The sequence below is a fragment of the Citrobacter sp. Ce129 genome, assembly GCF_030334545.1.
In the GTDB taxonomy this organism is placed as follows: Bacteria; Pseudomonadota; Gammaproteobacteria; order Enterobacterales; family Enterobacteriaceae; genus Citrobacter; species Citrobacter europaeus.
This window is the reverse complement of record NZ_JAOWDS010000058.1, coordinates 104547-123550: the sequence shown is the minus strand read 5'-3', so window position 1 is coordinate 123550 and position 19004 is coordinate 104547. Positions and strand designations below refer to the sequence as shown.

15 protein-coding genes are annotated in these 19004 nt (G+C 53.1%); 6 read left to right on the top strand and 9 right to left on the bottom strand.

What is annotated here, in order from left to right; translation table 11 throughout:
• Positions 1-92: 92 nt before the first annotated feature.
• Together OGV77_RS09555 and OGV77_RS09550 are read left to right on the top strand one after the other, a co-directional pair.
• Positions 93-1826 (top strand): phosphoethanolamine transferase CptA, encoded by a 1734-nt coding sequence (locus tag OGV77_RS09555; RefSeq protein WP_043018944.1) that lies wholly within the window; start codon positions 93-95, stop codon positions 1824-1826.
• An 85-nt stretch (positions 1827-1911) separates the two neighbouring features.
• The gene (locus tag OGV77_RS09550) at positions 1912-2772 is read left to right on the top strand and encodes a helix-turn-helix transcriptional regulator (RefSeq protein ID WP_043018943.1); all 861 of its coding nucleotides are present in this window, start codon (positions 1912-1914) and stop codon (positions 2770-2772) included.
• On the opposite strand, the gene OGV77_RS09545 is transcribed toward OGV77_RS09550, so the two are convergent.
• The 5 genes from OGV77_RS09545 to OGV77_RS09525 all read right to left on the bottom strand — a co-directional run bounded on the left by OGV77_RS09545 (position 2759) and on the right by OGV77_RS09525 (position 7774).
• Entirely contained in the window at positions 2759-3115 is a 357-nt protein-coding gene (locus tag OGV77_RS09545) for a PTS fructose-like transporter subunit IIB (protein WP_043018942.1), read from the bottom strand. The two genes, OGV77_RS09550 and OGV77_RS09545, sit on opposite strands and share 14 nt — an antisense overlap.
• A gap of 1 nt (position 3116) precedes the next feature.
• Complete coding sequence (locus OGV77_RS09540; RefSeq protein WP_043018941.1) at positions 3117-3995, bottom strand: [formate-C-acetyltransferase]-activating enzyme; 879 nt, start codon at positions 3993-3995, stop codon at positions 3117-3119.
• Complete coding sequence (locus tag OGV77_RS09535; protein ID WP_087050693.1) at positions 3961-6258, bottom strand: formate C-acetyltransferase; 2298 nt, start codon at positions 6256-6258, stop codon at positions 3961-3963. The genes OGV77_RS09540 and OGV77_RS09535 overlap by 35 nt, the downstream gene beginning before the upstream one ends.
• Positions 6259-6359: 101 nt before the next feature.
• Positions 6360-6680: a PTS fructose-like transporter subunit IIB gene (locus OGV77_RS09530; protein WP_003825151.1), complete on the bottom strand. Its 321-nt coding sequence runs from the start codon at positions 6678-6680 to the stop codon at positions 6360-6362.
• Between the two features lie 14 nt (positions 6681-6694).
• Positions 6695-7774 carry a PTS fructose transporter subunit EIIC gene (locus OGV77_RS09525; RefSeq protein WP_043018938.1) on the bottom strand — a complete coding sequence of 360 codons (1080 nt, stop codon included), beginning with the start codon at positions 7772-7774 and terminating at the stop codon, positions 6695-6697.
• A 308-nt stretch (positions 7775-8082) separates the two neighbouring features.
• Between OGV77_RS09525 and ptsP the strand changes: the two genes are divergently transcribed.
• The 3 genes from ptsP to gldA are packed head-to-tail and all read left to right on the top strand — an operon-like array spanning position 8083 to position 12378.
• Complete coding sequence (gene ptsP / locus OGV77_RS09520) at positions 8083-10584, top strand: phosphoenolpyruvate--protein phosphotransferase (protein WP_043018958.1); 2502 nt, start codon at positions 8083-8085, stop codon at positions 10582-10584.
• 15 nt (positions 10585-10599) lie between these two features.
• Positions 10600-11262, top strand: a complete 663-nt coding sequence (gene fsa / locus OGV77_RS09515) for a fructose-6-phosphate aldolase (RefSeq protein WP_075145388.1) — start codon at positions 10600-10602, stop codon at positions 11260-11262.
• 12 nt (positions 11263-11274) lie between these two features.
• Positions 11275-12378: a bifunctional L-1,2-propanediol dehydrogenase/glycerol dehydrogenase gene (gene gldA / locus OGV77_RS09510; protein ID WP_006686227.1), complete on the top strand. Its 1104-nt coding sequence runs from the start codon at positions 11275-11277 to the stop codon at positions 12376-12378.
• Positions 12379-12464: 86 nt separating this feature from the next.
• Here the strand turns inward: gldA and katG are convergent, their stop codons facing one another.
• From katG to OGV77_RS09495, 3 genes are all read right to left on the bottom strand, one after another.
• Positions 12465-14645, bottom strand: coding sequence for a catalase/peroxidase HPI (gene katG, locus OGV77_RS09505; protein ID WP_087050694.1), 2181 nt, complete (start codon positions 14643-14645; stop codon positions 12465-12467).
• Positions 14646-14812: 167 nt separating this feature from the next.
• Positions 14813-15700: a methylenetetrahydrofolate reductase gene (gene metF / locus OGV77_RS09500; protein WP_043018935.1), complete on the bottom strand. Its 888-nt coding sequence runs from the start codon at positions 15698-15700 to the stop codon at positions 14813-14815.
• 157 nt (positions 15701-15857) lie between these two features.
• Positions 15858-16766 (bottom strand): LysR family transcriptional regulator, encoded by a 909-nt coding sequence (locus OGV77_RS09495; RefSeq protein ID WP_087050695.1) that lies wholly within the window; start codon positions 16764-16766, stop codon positions 15858-15860.
• A gap of 89 nt (positions 16767-16855) precedes the next feature.
• On the opposite strand from OGV77_RS09495, the gene OGV77_RS09490 reads away from it, so the two are divergent.
• Positions 16856-17233 carry a carboxymuconolactone decarboxylase family protein gene (locus OGV77_RS09490; protein ID WP_075145390.1) on the top strand — a complete coding sequence of 126 codons (378 nt, stop codon included), beginning with the start codon at positions 16856-16858 and terminating at the stop codon, positions 17231-17233.
• A 37-nt stretch (positions 17234-17270) separates the two neighbouring features.
• Here the strand turns inward: OGV77_RS09490 and OGV77_RS09485 are convergent, their stop codons facing one another.
• Positions 17271-18827 carry a bifunctional metallophosphatase/5'-nucleotidase gene (locus OGV77_RS09485; protein ID WP_087050696.1) on the bottom strand — a complete coding sequence of 519 codons (1557 nt, stop codon included), beginning with the start codon at positions 18825-18827 and terminating at the stop codon, positions 17271-17273.
• Positions 18828-19004: the final 177 nt, after the last annotated feature.

Sequence of the window (19004 nt, the reverse complement as noted above, 5' to 3'; positions counted from 1 at the left end):
CAGCAAAACACGATCCTGAGATCGTGATGCTTCAGTTCCTCTTAATGTTTAGTCGCTATTCTTGGCGCTACGATTAAAGACAGGCTCACATTATGCAATCCTTACAACTCCAGTCTAAACCTAAATTTAGCTGGAAAGCCCTGGGTTGGGCGCTCCTCTATTTTTGGTTTTTTTCCAGTTTACTCCAGGTCATTATTTGTTTAACCGGTTATAGCGGAACTAATGGGTTACGCGACTCGTTACTATTCAGTTCGCTGTGGTTGATCCCGGTATTCTTATTTCCAAACCGTATCCGCGCGATCGCTGCCATTATTGGCGTCATGCTATGGGCGGCCTCGCTGGCGGCTCTGAGCTATTACGTCATTTACGGACAAGAGTTTTCGCAAAGCGTTCTGTACGTAATGTTTGAAACCAATGCGAACGAAGCCAGCGAATATCTGAGCCAATATTTCAGCCTGAAAATTGTCCTTATCGCTCTGGCCTATACGGCTGTGGCTATTCTGCTGTGGACGCGTTTGCGCCCTGTGCATATTCCATCGCCCTGGCGTTATCTGGTGTCTTTCGCGCTGTTATACGGTTTGATTCTGCACCCAATGGCGGTTAATACGTTCATCAAACATAAACCGTTTGAAAAAACGTTAGATGGTCTCGCCTCACGTATGGAGCCTGCGGCCCCGTGGCAGATCATCTCTGGTTATTATCAATATCGTCAGCAGTTGACCTCGTTGAATAGCCTGCTGAATGAGAACAATGCCCTGCCGCCGCTGGCCAACTTCAAAGATAACTCCGGCGATGCTCCACGTACGCTGGTGCTGGTGATTGGGGAGTCAACGCAGCGTGGCCGCATGAGCCTGTATGGCTACCCGCGCGAAACGACGCCAGAACTGGATGCGTTGCATAAATCCGATCCTAACTTCACCGTGTTCAATAATGTCGTGACCTCACGTCCGTACACCATTGAAATCCTGCAGCAGGCGCTGACTTTCGCCAACGAGAAGAACCCGGACCTGTATCTGACTCAGCCGTCCCTGATGAACATGATGAAACAGGCCGGTTATAAAACCTTCTGGATAACCAACCAGCAGACGATGACTGCCCGCAACACCATGTTGACCGTGTTCTCGAAGCAGACGGATAAGCAGTTCTATATGAACCAGCAGCGTACGCAAAGCGCGCGCGAATATGACAGCAACGTGCTGGCGCCATTTAAAGAAGTACTGGCTGACCCGGCACCGAAAAAGTTCATCATCGTGCACCTGCTGGGAACGCATATTAAGTACAAATTCCGCTATCCGGATGGCCAGGGTAAATTCGATAACAATATCGACAATGTTCCCGCTGGCCTGAGTAATGATGAGCTGGAAGCTTACAACGATTACGACAGCGCGAATGCCTACAATGACCATATCATCGCCAGTCTGATCAAAGACTATAAAGCGACCGATCCGAACGGCTTCCTGCTGTACTTCTCCGATCACGGGGAAGAGGTATACGATACGCCTCCGCATAAAACGCAGGGTCGTAATGAAGACAACCCGACGCGCCATATGTATACGGTACCGTTCCTGCTGTGGACCTCTGAAAAATGGCAGGCCGCACACCCCCGCGACTTCTCACAGGATGTGGATCGTAAGTACAGCAGCTCTGAGCTTATCCACACCTGGTCTGATTTAGCGGGATTCACCTACGATGGTTTTGATCCAACTCGCGCCATTACTAACCCGCAGTTCAAAGAGACGACCCGCTGGATTGGCGACCCGTATAAAAAGAATGGCCTGATTGATTACGATACACTGCCTTACGGCGATCAAATCGGTAATCAGTAATCCCACACCGGCCACTCTTTAAGAGTGGCCTTTTTTTATGATGGCGGTTACTGTTCTCCCTGTCTGCTGCCTGCAAGGGATTAACATGTATCACGACGTCAGTCATCTTCTCTCACGCCTGATTAACGGCCCCACGCCGCTGCGCCAGGTGTATTTTGCCAGCACCAATAGCTCAACGCCGGAACTGGCGTATCAGGTCGATTTCCCCCGGCTGGAGATTGTGCTGGAAGGTGAGTTCACCGATAACGGCGTTGCAGGCGCACCCGCGACGTTACTGCCTTGCGATGTGCTGTTCGTTCCAGCTGGCGGCTGGAACTTTCCCCAGTGGCGCACACCAGTGACCACACTCAGCATCCTGTTCGGTAAACAGCAATTGGGTTTCAGCATCGTCCAGTGGGACGGTAAGCAATATCAAAATGTTAACCGCCAGCACGTCGCGCGGCGTGGGCCACGCATTGGCTCTTTCCTGCTGCAAACGCTCAATGAAATGCAGATGCAACCACAGGAGCAGCAAACCGCCAGGTTAATCGTCGCGAGTTTACTCAGCCACTGCCGCGATCTGCTCGGCAGCCAGATCCAGACCGCGTCACGCAGTCAGGCGCTGTTCGAAGCCATTCGCGACTATATTGATGAACGCTACGCTTCGCCGCTCACCCGAGAGTCCGTCGCGCAGGCGTTTTACATTTCTCCCAATTACCTCTCCCATCTGTTTCAAAAAACGGGCGCCATCGGGTTTAACGAATACCTGAACCACACACGTCTGGAACACGCGAAAACGTTACTGAAAGGTTATGAGCTGAAGATTAAAGAAGTGGCGCACACCTGCGGGTTTGTTGACAGCAACTACTTCTGCCGCCTGTTTCGTAAAAATACCGAACGCTCGCCGTCAGAATATCGTCGGCAATATCATAGCCAGTTGACGGAGATAAAAGCTAATCCAGAGTAAGATGCGTGTGCTGTGGCGCTGAAAGCAATTTTCGCACAGCGCTCATCACCCGCTGCGGCTCACGCAGAAATGCGCTAATGCCCGACTGGACGTATCGGCTCTGCGTAAAACGCTCTGCTCCTGCCAGTTCTATATCGGTAATGAGCAACACCACATCAGCGCGGTTAATATCCTCCTCCGTCAGACGGTTTTCGGTACCCAACGCCCCCTGAGTTTCAATCTTGATGCCCCATTTTTCCTGCTGGCAGAGTTTCTCCAGCCGTTCAGCGGCCATATAAGTATGGGCCACGCCGCTTACGCACGCGGTGACAGCAACCAGATATCGTACAGGTGCGATGGTCATACTATCCTCCTACTGTTACCTGAAATCCGGCGTATTCTGCCATCTTACGCATGGTGTCTACCTCTTGAGCCGACGGGACGGGCACATCTTTCATCGGCCAGGGCAATCCGAGCAGGTTGTATTTCGGTTCGCCATATTGATGAAACGGTAGCAGGTGTACCTGCTTTATGCCTAATGATGACAACAGCATCAACGCATGCTGCGTATTATCGGCATTCATCGTAAAACCCGGAACCAGCGGCAGGCGGGGTATGACATTAACCCCTTCCTCCACCAATAGCCGTAAATTCGCCAGCACGCGCGGCAGGTTCATGTTAATGGTCTCACGAGCCAAACTTACATCCATAATTTTAAGGTCGAACAGTACTTCATCACACTCTTTTGCCAGCGATAACAAACGACTGCCCGGCGCATCGCCAGCCGTTTCAATTGCGCAGCGCACATCCCAGCGCCGCAGACGTTGCAGGAATCGTACGGCAAAAGGCGCTTGCATCAGCACTTCACCGCCAGAAAGCGTCACTCCTCCGCCAGAGGCGCGAAAGAAAATATCATCTTTCATCACTTCACGTTCCAGCTCGTCCAGCGTGATATCACGACCGATACGTTCAAACGCACCGGAAGGACACTCGTCAGCATCACGCAGACAGGGTGTGCAGTGCAGACATTTACTCTCCCGTCGCACCGTTTCTATGCGTGGGGAGAGTGATTCAGGGTTAGCGCACCACGGGCAGGTATGCGGGCAGCCTTTAAAAAAGACGACCGTACGAATACCCTGCCCATCATTCAGCGAGTAACGCTGAATATTGAATATACGCGCGACATCCTCGCCATATGGGTGAATAACCTCACAGTTGATGCGCGGTGCGGCGAATGATGTCATCCTGGATCTCCTTCGACAGCTCGACAAAAAAGGCGCTGTATCCCGCCACGCGCACCACCAGCCCGGCGAAATCCTGCGGGCGCTGCTGCGCTTCGCGCAATGTGTCGGCATTCACCACGTTAAACTGGATGTGCTGGAGCTTGAGCTGGGTAAATGCTCGCAGAAAATCCGCCAGCTTGCGTAAACCGGCCTCACCTTCCAGTGTGGCTGGCGTAAACTTCACGTTCAGCAACGTCCCATTGGAAAGCAGCGTGTTATCCAGCTTGCTGACCGATTTCAAGACCGCCGTCGGCCCTTGCATATCCTGCCCCAGCATCGGCGACAGGCCCCCGTCCGCCAGTTGTTCCCCGGCGAAGCGGCCGTCCGGTGTCGCCCCAACGACCGAACCCAACGGCACGTGCGCAGAGACGGTATACGAACCCGGCGTAAATTGCCCGCCGCGTGGATTCTGGTATTTCTCTACCTCTTTACAGTAATGACGCAGCAGTTCGGCGCTGATGTTATCTACATCATCAATATCATTGCCGTATTTCTCGAATCGGTTAATCAGCCTGGCGCGAATTTTCTCGCCTTCCGGGGTAGCAAAGTTGTCTTTTAGCACCGACAGAAGCTCGTCAAAAGATAAGCGCTGTTGTTCAAATACCACCCCATTGAGCGCATGCAGCGAATCGCTCAGGTTCGCAATGCCGATCCCCTGTACGCCGGAGAAGTTATAGCGTGCACCACCGTCGGTAATATCACACCCTTTATCCAGACAATCGCTAATAAACGAGGAGAGCAGCGGCACCGGCGCCCAGTCGCGATGACCGATATCGCAGATATTACTGCCCTCAACCATCAGCGTGATGTAGTGGCTGATTTTGGCACGAATATGCGTCAGGAGGTCTTCGTAAGTCAGCGTGCGGTTGCCTTCATTCTCATGCAGACAGATTTCCATTACTTTCAGTAGATTAAACATGGCGATATCGTGCAAACCGTATGTTCTGCCTGGAATAGACAGCTCGACACAACCAACTACCGCGTAGTCCCGCGCATCCTCCAGCGAGACACCACGGTTAAGAAACGCGGGCACCACCACTTCATCATTAAAGATTTGCGGGATACCGGTCCCGAGGCGAATTGTCTGTGCAGTTTTCATCAGGAACGGCGTATCGATCAACGCGTTCGTGCGCACACCGAGGTTTGGTTGCGGCAGTTGCACGCTCTGATACGCATCAAGGCAGAGGAACGACAGTACGTTTACCGCACTACGACCATTCTCCATCAATCCCCCGAGCAGTGCGGTGTAGCCCGTTGGGAAACCAGCGAAATAGCGCGCACTGCTGGTGGATCGCAGCAGCACAATGTCATTACATTTCACCCACAGTGATTCGAGGATCTCTTGTAAGAATGCCGGGTCTTCCCCCTGCGTCAGCGAGGCCTGATAAAACGGCAGCATATACTGGTCGAAGCGTCCCAGCGAGAGCGAACTGGCGTTGGATTCATATTGCAGAATAATGTTCATGTACCAGAACAGCTGACATGCCTGCCAGAAGGTTTGCGGCTTGTGCTGGGCGTTATGCCGGGAGTTTTCAGCAATCTTCAGTAATTCCTGGCGCCGACGCGCATCCAGGCAGCTTCCCGCCATCTTCTCTGCCAACATCGCGTAACGCAGAATATGGTTTTGCGAAGCCTCAAGCAGCAGCAGCGCAGCCTGATAAAAGTGATTATCCGGCTGCTGCAGACAATGCGCCCGCATCTGCGCTACCAGCTCGTCAAGCCCGTGATTCAACAGGCGTGGATAATCAATAATGATATGTCCCTGACCTTTGTCAGTCTGGTTAATGCTAAAAATCTGTGTACTGACGGCGGCTTTTACCTCATCGGTCATCTGACCGTTGATGAAATCTTTCATCGACCGCGTTTCCCAGTACGGATACAGCACATCGCGATAGAGATGCTTATCCTCTTCGCTGATGTCAAAACGGTCCTGCGGACGGGTTGGAAACTGCTCCAGCTCTTTAAGTAACCAGTAAGGATCCATTTCCGGCGACATAATGCCCGCACGCGGTTTAACGGTACGGTTCCCGGCAATCAGTTCCTCATCACGAATCGAAATCTCAACGTGCTCAAGAATATATGTGGTGGCTTTCGCCCGACGCAGAATTACCGGCTCTCCCTCCGTCTGCTGGTGACTGGCTGTGTATAGCAGCGCGCGCTCAAGCGAAATTTCACGGTTGTTCTGAAACAGAGCGTTTTTTAAACGTTGGATACGGTTAGTCATGAGGAACTCCTGCGGGAATAGTTGCCTGATGGCGCTACGCTTATCAGGCCTACGCATCTGTAGGCCGGATAAGACGAAGCCGCCATCCGGCAAACAAACGGTTAAGCGGTTTGCGCCAGATGCGCGCCAATCTTGTTCATGATGGCGTCGGCACGTTTCACTGCATCGCTGATGTTGACGCGAACGATAGTTTTGCCCGCAAAGCGCTCTTCAAACTTGATACCAATATCCTTGGTCAGAATGACCATGTCGGCTTCCGCCACATCCGCCGCGGTAAGTTCGTTTTCCAGACCGATCGACCCCTGAGTCTCAACCTTTACTTGCCAACCTTTGGCTTTAGCGGCGCTTTCCAGCGCTTCGGCTGCCATATAGGTGTGGGCAACGCCAGAAGGACATGCGGTTACTGCGATAATCTTGGTCATGACTCATTCCTCACTTAATTCATTTCAAAATCTAAATCCAGGTCGTCTTCTTTCTGGTCGACCTGAGACACTTTTTTCCGCGCCAGACTTTTCAGTATGTTAACGCACACTGCGGTCACTACAGCGCCAACGGCAACCGCCGCGATATAACCCAGTTTTCCTTCCACAACGGGTAGAACAATCAGCCCGCCCCAGCCGGCATAACACTGCGCGCCAAACAGGGCGGCGGTTACCGTGCCACAGGCGGAACCAACCATAATTGATGGGATAACGCGCAGCGGATCGGCCGCAGCAAACGGAATTGCGCCTTCAGTTACGCCAACGCAGCCCATTACCAGCGCAGCTTTACCGGCTTCGCGTTCTTCAGAAGAGAAATTCTTACGACCAATCAGCGTCGCCAAACCTAAACCCAGCGGCGGCACGCAGATCCCTACCGCCGCAATTGCCACTACGGTATAAACCCCCTGCGCCACACAAATCAGCATGAAGGCGTAGGCAACTTTGTTAATCGGTCCTCCCATATCGAAGGCCAACATCAGTCCCATGATTACCGCCAGCAGTACGATACTGCCCTGCTGCATACCCTGCAGCCACTCGGTCAGGCTAGTGGTTAACGCGCCGACGGGTTCACCCAGCCCCCACATCATGATGCCTGCGGTGATAAAAGTGCCGACGATCGGAATAACGAAAATAGGCATTACCGAGCGCAACACCTTATGTACGGGGATCTTCTTCAGATAATGGACGACGATACCGCCAATGATCCCGGCAATTAATGCGCCGAAAAAACCTGCGCCGAAGCTGTTTCCCACCCATGCACCAATCGCACAAGGGGCCAGAGCAGAACGTTCAGCAATGGAATAACCAATGTAAGCGGCAAGGAATGGCACCATCAGCGTCAACCCAGCGACGCCAATATCAAACAGCTTTTTGAGATTAGGATCGGTCGCAGCATCCGGTACCGCACCCTTGCCATACAGCATGACGGAGACAGCAAGCAAAATACCGCCCGCTACGACGAAGGGGATCATATGCGAAACACCGGTCATCAGGTGCTGACGGGTATTTTTCAGGATTTGTACCAACTCTTTCATAAGTCGCTCCCGGGCTGCCTAAAGCCCATATCCATAAACTTGTTGCGGAAAACAATAGGCAATCCGACGCGACGCAAACAGTGGATAAAAAGGCCATTTGCTGGACTTTTGTAATGTCAGTACAAAAATGCGATCCGCCTCATAACTTGCAGACTCTCGGAATTTATAAGGGACATGCTGACTTGTGAGGGATATCTCACTTTGATGGTTACATTACATTTATCCAGTTTTTGGCAGATTTGTCACATGGCAGGCTCAGGCGTTGCCCTTTTATCCTGTAGCGAGAAATCGTTATGGGAGATGAGGCTATGGCCCTGATTGTGGAATTTACCTGTGAGCTGCCCAATGGCGTACATGCGCGTCCGGCAAGCCACATAGAAACGCAGTGCAACACATTTACCTCGCACATTGAATGGCATAACCTGCGTACCGAACGTAAGGGCAACGCCAAGAGTGCGCTGTCGCTGATTGGCACCGATACTCTGGTGGGAGATAGCTGTCAGTTGCTGATTTCTGGTACAGATGAACAGGCAGCCCACCAGCATTTGAGCCAATGGTTACGTAATGAGTTTCCGCACTGTGATGCACCGTTAGCGGAAGCCAAAAACAACGAACTGGAGCCACTTCCGGCATCCCTCACCAATCTCAATCCCCAGCTTTTCCGCGCTCGTACTGTCTGCAGCGGCAGTTCGGGAGGCGTTCTGAACTTGCTCTCTTCGCTGGATCTCAACGCGCTTAACAATCTCCCGTCCGCTAAAGATATTGAAACCGAGCAGGCGGCACTGGATAACGGTTTAACGCTGCTGGTGAAGAATATTGAATTTCGGTTACTCGATAGTGACGGCGCGACCAGTGCGATTCTGGAAGCACACCGCTCGCTGGCAAGCGACCTCTCACTGCGTCAGCACCTGCTCGCCGGCGTATCACGCGGGTTAAGCTGCGCCCAGGCGATTATCGAAAGTGCCAGACATTTTTGTGATGAATTCGCCCGTTCCAGTAGCAGCTATTTACAGGAACGCGCGCTGGATGTACGCGATGTCTGCTTCCAGCTTCTGCAGCAAATTTATGGGGAGCAGCGTTTCCCTGCGCCTGGAAAATTAACCCAGCCTACGGTCTGTATGGCGGATGAGCTAACACCGAGCCAGTTCCTTGAACTCGACAAAACACTGCTGAAAGGCCTGCTGTTAAAAAGCGGCGGCACCACTTCACACACGGTGATTCTCGCCCGATCATTTAACATCCCTACGTTGGTTGGCGTGGATATTGAATCTTTGATGCCATGGCTGCAGCAAACGATTTATATCGATGGTAACGCAGGAGCGGTCGTCGTTGCCCCTGAGGAATCCGTGGTGCGTTACTATCAGCAGGAAGCCCGTATTCAGGATGCCCTTCGAGAACAGCAACGTATCTGGCTGACCCAGGAGGCGCGTACGGCTGATGGCATCCGCATGGAAGTGGCCGCCAACATCGCCCATTCCGTGGAAGCGCAGGCAGCTTTTGGCAACGGCGCGGAAGCAGTTGGCCTGTTCCGTACGGAAATGCTGTATATGGATCGTACCAGCGCCCCGGATGAGAACGAGCTATACAACATTTTCTGCCAGGCGCTGGAGCCTGCACAGGGACGCAGCATTATTGTGCGCACCATGGATATCGGCGGTGATAAACCCGTTGATTACCTGAATATTCCTGCCGAAGCCAACCCGTTTCTCGGCTATCGCGCGGTGCGTATCTATGAAGAATACGCTGCATTGTTTACCACCCAGTTGCGCTCGATCCTGCGCGCATCAGCACACGGTAACCTGAAAATCATGATCCCAATGATCTCCTCTATGGAAGAGATCCTATGGGTCAAAGAGAAGCTGGCTGAAGCCAAACAGCAGTTGCGCAGTGAACACATCCCATTTGATGAGAAGATCCAGCTCGGTATTATGCTGGAGGTTCCGTCGGTGATGTTCATCATCGATCAATGCTGTGAAGAAATTGATTTCTTTAGTATTGGCAGCAATGACCTGACGCAATATCTGCTGGCGGTCGACCGCGACAACGCCAAAGTTACCCGCCACTACAACAGCCTGAACCCTGCCTTCCTGCGCGCACTGGATTACGCCGTGCAGGCGGTACATCGTCAGGGAAAATGGATTGGCCTGTGCGGCGAACTGGGCGCCAAAGGTTCGGTCCTGCCGCTGCTGGTGGGACTGGGTCTGGACGAGATCAGCATGAGCGCCCCCGCCATTCCCGCCGCTAAAGCACGAATGGCGCAGCTCGACAGCCGCGCCTGCCGTCAGTTGCTGAACCAAGCAATGGCCTGTCGAACTTCGCTGGAGGTAGAACATCTGCTGGCCCAGTTCCGCATGACCCAACAGGATACACCTCTGGTTACCGCCGAGTGCATCACGCTGGATAGCGACTGGCGTAGTAAAGAGGAGGTCATCAAAGGGATGACTGACAATCTGTTGTTGGCAGGCCGCTGCCGCTATCCACGTAAACTGGAGGCCGATCTGTGGGCACGCGAAGCGGTCTTTTCTACTGGATTAGGTTTTAGCTTCGCCATTCCGCACAGCAAGTCCGAACATATTGAGCAATCCACCATCAGCGTAGCGCGCCTGCAAGCGCCGGTACGTTGGGGTGATGATGATGCGCAGTTCATCATTATGCTGACGCTCAACAAACACGCCGCTGGCGACCAACATATGCGTATTTTCTCGCGTCTGGCACGTCGCATTATGCATGAAGAATTCCGTAACGCGCTGGTTAATGCCGCCTCTTCCGACGCTATCGCTAGCCTGCTGCAACATGAACTTGAACTTTAAAGAGGGTGTTTTTGTATGGAACTGTACCTTGATACCGCCAACGTCGCGGAAGTCGAACGTCTGGCACGCATCTTCCCTATTGCTGGGGTCACCACCAACCCAAGCATTGTGGCGGCAAGCAAAGAATCCATCTGGGATGTGCTGCCGCGCCTGCAAAACGCCATTGGCGAAGAGGGCATTCTGTTTGCTCAAACCATGAGCCGCGACGCGCAGGGCATGGTGGAGGAAGCCAAACGCCTGAGCAACGCGGTCCCCGGGCTGGTGGTAAAAATCCCGGTGACCTCCGAAGGTCTGGCCGCGATCAAAATGCTGAAAAAAGAGGGTATCACCACGCTGGGAACCGCCGTATACAGTGCTTCTCAGGGGCTGCTGGCTGCGTTGGCGGGGGCTAAATATATCGCACCTTACATTAACCGTATTGACGCACAGGGCGGCGACGGAATTCGCACGGTACAAGAGCTGCAAACGTTACTGGAACTGCATGCGCCAAACAGCATGGTATTGGCCGCCAGCTTTAAAACCCCGCGTCAGGCGCTGGATTGCTTACTGGCAGGATGCGAAGCAATCACCCTGCCATTAGATGTAGCGCAACAAATGCTCAATACTCCTGCGGTAGAGTCAGCAATAGAGAAGTTTGAGCAGGACTGGAACAACGCATTTGGTCACATCAACCTGTGAGGGAAATAAAGTATGGATCGCATTATTCAATCACCTGGTAAGTACATCCAGGGTGCTGATGTTATTACCCGTCTTGGCAGCTACCTCAAACCACTGGCAGAGCGCTGGCTGGTCGTTGGGGACAAGTTTGTCTTAGGCTTTGCCCAGAGCGCGCTGGAAAAAAGCTTCCAGGATGCCGGACTGGCGCTGGAAATTGCACCGTTTGGCGGCGAGTGTTCACAAAACGAGATCGATCGTCTGCGCGGCGTGGCGGAGAAAGCGCAGTGTGGCGCCGTACTTGGTATTGGCGGCGGTAAAACGCTGGATACCGCCAAAGCGCTGGCGCACTTTATGGGCGTGCCTGTCGCCATTGCGCCAACTATTGCCTCCACCGATGCGCCATGCAGCGCGCTGTCCGTCATTTACACCGATGCGGGTGAATTCGATCGCTATCTGCTGCTGCCGAACAACCCGGACAGGGTGATTGTTGATACCAAAATTGTCGCAGGCGCACCGGCGCGTCTGTTAGCCGCAGGTATTGGCGATGCGCTGGCGACCTGGTTCGAAGCGCGTGCCTGTTCACGCAGCGGCGCAACCACCATGGCTGGCGGCCAGTGTACCCAGGCGGCGCTGGCGCTGGCTGAACTGTGCTTTAATACGCTGATCGAAGAAGGTGAAAAAGCGATGCTGGCAGCCGAGCAGCACGTGGTAACGCCTGCGCTGGAGCGCGTTATTGAAGCCAATACCTATCTGAGCGGTGTCGGTTTCGAAAGCGGTGGTCTGGCAGCGGCTCACGCCATTCATAACGGTCTGACGGCAATCCCGGATGCGCATCATTACTACCACGGCGAGAAAGTGGCTTTCGGTACGCTGACGCAGCTGGTGCTGGAAAACGCGCCGGTCGATGAAATTGAAACCGTGGCGGCGCTGTGTCATTCCGTTGGACTGCCAATTACGCTGGCGCAACTGGACATCAAACAGGATATCCCGGCGAAAATGCGCATTGTGGCAGAGGCGGCCTGTGCTGAGGGCGAAACCATCCACAACATGCCTGGCGGCGCAACCCCGGACCAGGTGTATGCCGCCCTGCTGGTGGCTGATCAGTACGGTCAACGTTACCTGCAAGAGTGGGAATAAGCTGCAAATAGAAAATCCCCGCAAAGGCGGGGATTTTTTTATTCATGCCATACCGGACCCGCGCAAGCGACATCCGGCATGGTCTGTTACAGCAGGTCGAAACGATCCAGGTTCATCACTTTTACCCATGCGGCAACGAAATCTCTCACGAACTTCTCGTGGGCATCGCTGCAGGCATAAACTTCAGCCACTGCGCGCAGTACAGAGTTAGAACCAAACACCAGATCGGCGCGGGTTGCGGTGTATTTTACTTCACCGCTCAGACGGTCACGACCTTCAAACAGCTCTTGTGACTCATCAACCGCCTTCCACTCATGACGCATATCCAGCAAATTGACGAAGAAGTCAGTGCTGAGTATGCCTGGACGATCGGTAAAGACACCGTGCTGGCTGCCATCGAAGTTGGTGCCCAGTACGCGCATACCACCCACCAGCACGGTCATTTCCGGTGCGGTTAGCGTCAGTTGCTGCGCTTTATCGATCAGCAGCGACTCGGTGGTCGACACGTCAGGACGAGCGCGGTAGTTACGGAAACCATCGGCAATCGGCTCGAGCAGTTCGAACATCTCAATATCCGTTTGATCCTGACGCGCATCCACGCGGCCCGGCGCAAAAGGTACCTTGATGCTGACACCGGCAGCGCTAGCCGCTTGCTCTATACCAACAACCCCGGCCAGCACGATAATATCGGCTAACGAAGCGGTATGGGCAGACTTATAAATACCTTCCAGCACAGGCAGAACGCGTGCCGCGGTGGCATTCACATCCCAGCCGCGCTGTGGATCCAGCGCCAGACGTGCGCCGTTAGCGCCGCCACGTTTATCCCCACCGCGGAAAGTCGATGCCGAAGCCCACGCCACCGATACCAGTTCGCCCACGGACAACCCGGAATCAGCGATGGTCGCCTTCAGTTTCAGGATATCTTCTTCACTTGGGTTGAAGAACGCATGCGGCAGCGGGTCTTGCCAAATCAGATCTTCTTTTGGCACTTCCGGTCCGATGTAACGCGCTTTTGGCCCCATATCACGGTGCGTCAGTTTAAACCACGCACGGGCAAACGCTTCGTTAAACGCCTGCGGATCGTTCAGGAAACGTCGGGAGATCTTTTCGAACTCAGGATCGAAACGCAGCGTCAGGTCGGTAACCAACATTGTCGGCTTACGTTTTTTCGACGGATCAAACGGATCGGGAATAATTTCTGGCGCGTCAACCGCTTCAAACTGAATCGCACCTGCTGGGCTGCGAGTTTGCACCCACTCGTATTTGAACAGGTTCTCGAAGAAATAGTTGCTCCATTGGGTAGGCGTCTGCGTCCACACAACCTCCAGACCGGAAGTAATTGCGTCTGCGCCCGCGCCGCTACCATAGCTGCTGGCCCAGCCCAGGCCCTGAGCTTCAATCGGCGCGGATTCTGGGTCGGCCCCAACGTGCGATGCCGGTGCTGCGCCGTGGGTTTTGCCCAACGTATGGCCGCCGCCAATCAGCGCCACGGTTTCTTCGTCGTTCATCCCCATGTTACCGAAGGTCGCGCGAATAGCCGCTGCCGCAGAAAGCGGTTCGCCGCTATGGTCCGGCCCTTCCGGGTTCACATAGATAAGGCCCATTTCGGTTGCGCCCAACGGCGCTTTTGCCAGCTCTTCCGGATGACGGTGGGTCAGCCAGGCTTTTTCATCACCCCAGTTTACATCGAGGTCCGGTTCCCAGACATCTTCACGACCGGCGCCAAAGCCGAAGGTGCGAAAACCTGAGTTTTCCAGCGCCACGTTACCCGCGAGGATAAACAGGTCGGCCCAGGAAATTTTCTGACCATATTTCTGCTTGATTGGCCACAGCAGACGACGCGCTTTATCCAGGCTGACGTTGTCTGGCCAGGAGTTCAGTGGTGCAAAACGCTGCTGTCCGCGACCCGCGCCACCGCGTCCATCGATGGAGCGATAGGTCCCAGCACCATGCCATGCCATGCGGATAAACAAACCGGCATAAGAACCCCAGTCAGCAGGCCACCACGGTTGAGATTCGGACAGAAGGGCTCTGAGATCCCCTTTCAGGGCAGAGTAATCAAGTTTGCTAAATTCTTTGCGGTAGTCGAAGTCCTCACCCAGCGGGTTCGAACGATTGGAATGTTGGTTTAAAAGATCAACGCGGAGTTGATTAGGCCACCAGTCGCGGTTATTTCTTCCTGCACCCGCGCTGTGATCCGGCCCGCCCTGATGGAAAGGACACTTACCGGCAGTTGATGCGTTCTGGCTATCGTCGGACATGCTCATCTATATGCTCCCTTTACAGTGTTCTGACTACGATATACACCACCAGAGATAAGATATAGTCGAAAAAACCCACAGATTCGATAGCTAATTCCTTTTATATTTAAAGTTACAGAGATGTAGATCAAAGTGATCAACAAAAAACCCTCCGAAGAGGGCTGACGTACTGATTATGCTGGTCTTACTCCCAGCGTGTGACAAATTGCGTAGCTCATTTCAGCGCGATTAAGGGTATAGAAATGAAAATCTTTCACCCCTTCGCGACTGAGAATTTTCACCATGTCCATGGCGATGTTTGCCCCCACCAGCTTGCGGGTTTCCGCATCGTCATCAAGGCCATCAAACATGGTCGACATCCACGCCGGAATGCGGACGTTGGTCATGTCGGCAAATTTTTTCGCCTGTTTAAAGTTAGATACCGGCAGGATACCCGGAATAATTTCCACATCGATTCCCGCAGACACGCAGCGATCGCGAAAACGCAGATAGCTTTCTACATCGAAGAAAAATTGGGTGATCGCGCGGTTCGCACCGGCATCAACCTTACGCTTCAGGTTCAGCAGATCGGCCTGAGCGCTCTTCGCTTCCGGGTGCACTTCCGGGTAAGCCGCAACGGAGATATCAAAGTCCGCAACCTCTTTCAGCAAAGTCACCAGGTCAGAGGCATACATATCTGGTTTACCGCTTCCAGGCGGCAGGTCACCGCGCAGGGCAACAATATGACGAATACCGTTATTCCAGTAGTCCTGAGCAATGGTGCGCAGCTCATCGCGGGTCGCATCAATACAGGTCAGGTGCGGAGCCGCTTCAAGACCCGTGCGATCCTTAATACCTTTAATAATGCTGTGCGTACGATCGCGTTCACCAGAGTTTGCACCGTAAGTGACTGAAACAAACTTCGGCTTCAGGCTGCTCAGGCGATCGATGGAGTTCCACAGGGTTTGCTCCATTTCACTGGTGCGCGGCGGGAAAAACTCAAACGAAACGTTAATCTGACCCTGTACTTCCGCCAGGCTCTGATTCAGGGCTTCCCGCTGGTTGGCGTGAAAAAAGCTCATACCTTACCTCATCAATCTTTTGTCGTTATATGTTGTGTTGTGAACTGCTATACGTTTAGACGTCTAGATGTAAAAATGACGGAAAAGCACGCTGGCGTCAACACAAAAATCATCGTTAAAGGTGAGGAATACTCAGCCAATGTGAAAAAAATTCACATCAGCCTGAAATGATGAGGGATTGCGTCACGACCGTCTGCAGCCATCCTAATTTTGTTACGTTCTCAGGCAGCATCAGCAACCCCATGCTAATACGCAATTCTGTATCGGTAAGCGGAAGGAAGATCACGCCCTGACGCTGGATCGCGCAAAAGGAGGCTGGAATCAGGCTCAGACCGTCACCCTGCGCGATCCGCGCCAGCAATACGTCATGTTCAAGTGGCTCTTCAATACAGGCAGGCAAGTAACCCGCACGACGAAAAATATGTCGGGTGTAATCAAAGAAGGCAGGGTTACGTTCGCGTTTGAACCAGAACAGCGGTCGGTGGCTCAGCGCGGTTAATGAGAGTGACGACAGCGCCGCCTCTGGCCAGAGCGCGGGTAAAGCGGCGATCATCGATTCTTGCCAGCCAAGCGGCGTGACGCTAAGCCCCGAAGTTTCAAGCGGTAGTGCCACCAGCGCGGCATCCAGTTTTCCCCGCCGCACCTGGCGGGCCAGTTCCGGCGAACTATGCCGGACAATATGTAGCTTCTGTACGCGCATATTAAGCTGCGACTCAAGCGCCGCAAAAACGCCCTGCTCAAACGCCGTACTTAGTCCTAAGCGCAGAGATTGCTCCCCCGTTTTCGCTAACTGACTCAGCGTCGCCCAGGTTTTATCCTGTAGCGCCAATAGCGGGCGTACGATTTCAAGTACGCGCTGCCCGTCCTCCGTCAGCGTAAGCCCCCGGGTATGGCGGACAAAAAGCGTCACCCCCAGGCGTTCTTCAAGCTGGCGAATGTGGCGACTCAGCGGCGGCTGCGACATAAACAAGCGCTGCGCCGCCCGGCTCATATTGTTCTCTTCCGCTATTACGGAAAAGTAACGCAGCAGGCGAATATCCAGAGAGTGCAAAGACGATATTGTCATACCGAAAAGGTATCACGGAAACGGTATTATCCCAATCATTCCGCACGCTCTATCCTCACGCCACAGACCACACGAAAGAGGAAGAAATGATGCCTTCAGAACGCTTTATTACCGGTCAGGAGATGTTGCAAAAAGTGGATGGAAAAGGCGGCGATGCGGTCGTCGAAAGTCTGCAGGATATTGCGCCAGACTTCGCCCAGTACCTGATTGAATTTCCTTTTGGCGACATCTATTCAAGGCCGGGGCTGGATTTACGCAGTAGAGAAATCGCTACCGTCGCGGCATTAACGGCTCTGGGCAACGCTGCACCGCAGTTGAAAGTGCATATTGGCGCCGCATTACACGTGGGTTTAACGCAGGATGAGATCGTTGAAGTGATAATGCAGATGGCCGTCTATGCTGGCTTCCCTGCGGCACTCAACGGTTTGTTTGCTGCAAAAGAGGTGTTTGCCTCCTACAGAGGTTAAAACAAAGGCCAGCGGAATATCTGCTGGCCTGACCTCACTACGGTTTCACATCTTCCACACGCATGCCTTTGAGTTGCTCATCCGTCAGCGTATTTCCCGCTTTGAAATAATCAACGACCGCATTAGAGACATAGTAACCGCCGGATGTGTTACGCGCTTTACCTTCAGTAAATGTCGTGAAACCATCACCACCGTCCGCCAGGAAGCTATTGGTGGCAATGTGATAAATCGTGGCATCCTCAATCGGTTTGCCGTTTAACGTCAATACGCTAACCCGCTGACCAACCGGTTTACTGCTGTCATACTTCATCTCCAGCCCTTTGGACACCTGCAATACACCGTTGCTTAAACCCGCGCCGTGCTCCATCAGGTTACGTAACTGCTTCCCGGTGAGATCCATGGTTGCCAGCTCATTCGGGAACGGGAAGGTGCTAATGACTGCGCCCATGGAGATGGCTCCTGAAGGGATTTCATTCCGAATGCCGCCCGAGTTCGTAAGCGCTAACTGGGTATCTTTACCCGCCTCAGCCAGCAACGCATCTGCCGCCAGATTTCCCAGCGAAGAAGATTCACCGTAAGCACGCGTCAGCTCAACCGGCGAGTTGGCAACCGTCTGCTGCACCACTTTATCGAGCTTTTTATTCCAGCCATCAATGACCTGTTTCGTCTGCGGGTCTGGCTGCCATTCATCAGCAAAAATGGTCTTCAGCTCGAAGTTCTTCACGGTAAATTGATGCGGTTTTTGCTGGTAATCCAGCACCAGTTTACCCACATCAATGCCGCCGCTGTCGGTAGACAGAATCAGGGTGTTACCTACTTTAATCGGCTCCGGCGTGCCCACATGCGCATGACCGGTGATCAGGATGTCCAGCCCCTGCACCTGGCCTGCGGTCTGGATGTCTTTATCCAGCGCACGGCGTACATCGGTGCCCCCCATACTGGACTGACGCGCTGGCGTGCCTTCATGGATCAGCGCCACGGTGAGATCGACTTTGCCTTTCAGCTCATCGATATAGCGTTGCAACCACTTCACTTCATCCCGCGCCTCAATCCCGACACGTGTCGCAGCGGAAACCGTATCATCAAAAGCAAACACGCCGTGCAGACCGATCACGCCAATCTTCACGCCATCTTTTTCAATAATGGTGTAAGGCTTATCCCAGAACATTTTGCTGCTGTTCTGGTAAAAGATGTTGCCCTGCACGATCGGAAACTTCGCCTGGCTCAGCTGCAGCAGCGTATTGTCCCAACCGTGATCGAATTCATGATTACCCATGGTGACAGCGTCAAAATTCATGGTGTTCATGATATCGATAATCGCCTTCCCCTTAGTCAGGCTGCTGATATATGGCCCGGTAAAATAGTCGCCAGCATCCAAAAACCAGGTGGCGCTATTTTTCGCTTTCTCCTGTTTTACCATTGTCGTGATATTGGCCCAACCGCCAATATCACGTGTGCCATTGGCAATCCAAGGCACTTTATAAGGTTCGACATGGGCATGAAGATCGTTGGTATAAATAATCGTGACATCTTTGGCACTCGCCCAGAGCGGCAAAGAGACCAGAACACCGACAGCAAGCATTTTTAACTTCATAATCAATCCCTTTCAGTCATATAAAGAATCGCTACGTTACGTTCTGAAAGGTTTTTTTATGTGAGAAGACTCACATCCATCGGTGATAGTTGCGGGCCAAAACCAACGACTATTAAAAATCGTTGGTAACAGGATGACATCACTGTTCACTATCAATTGCTGAAGGGCATGTGGGAG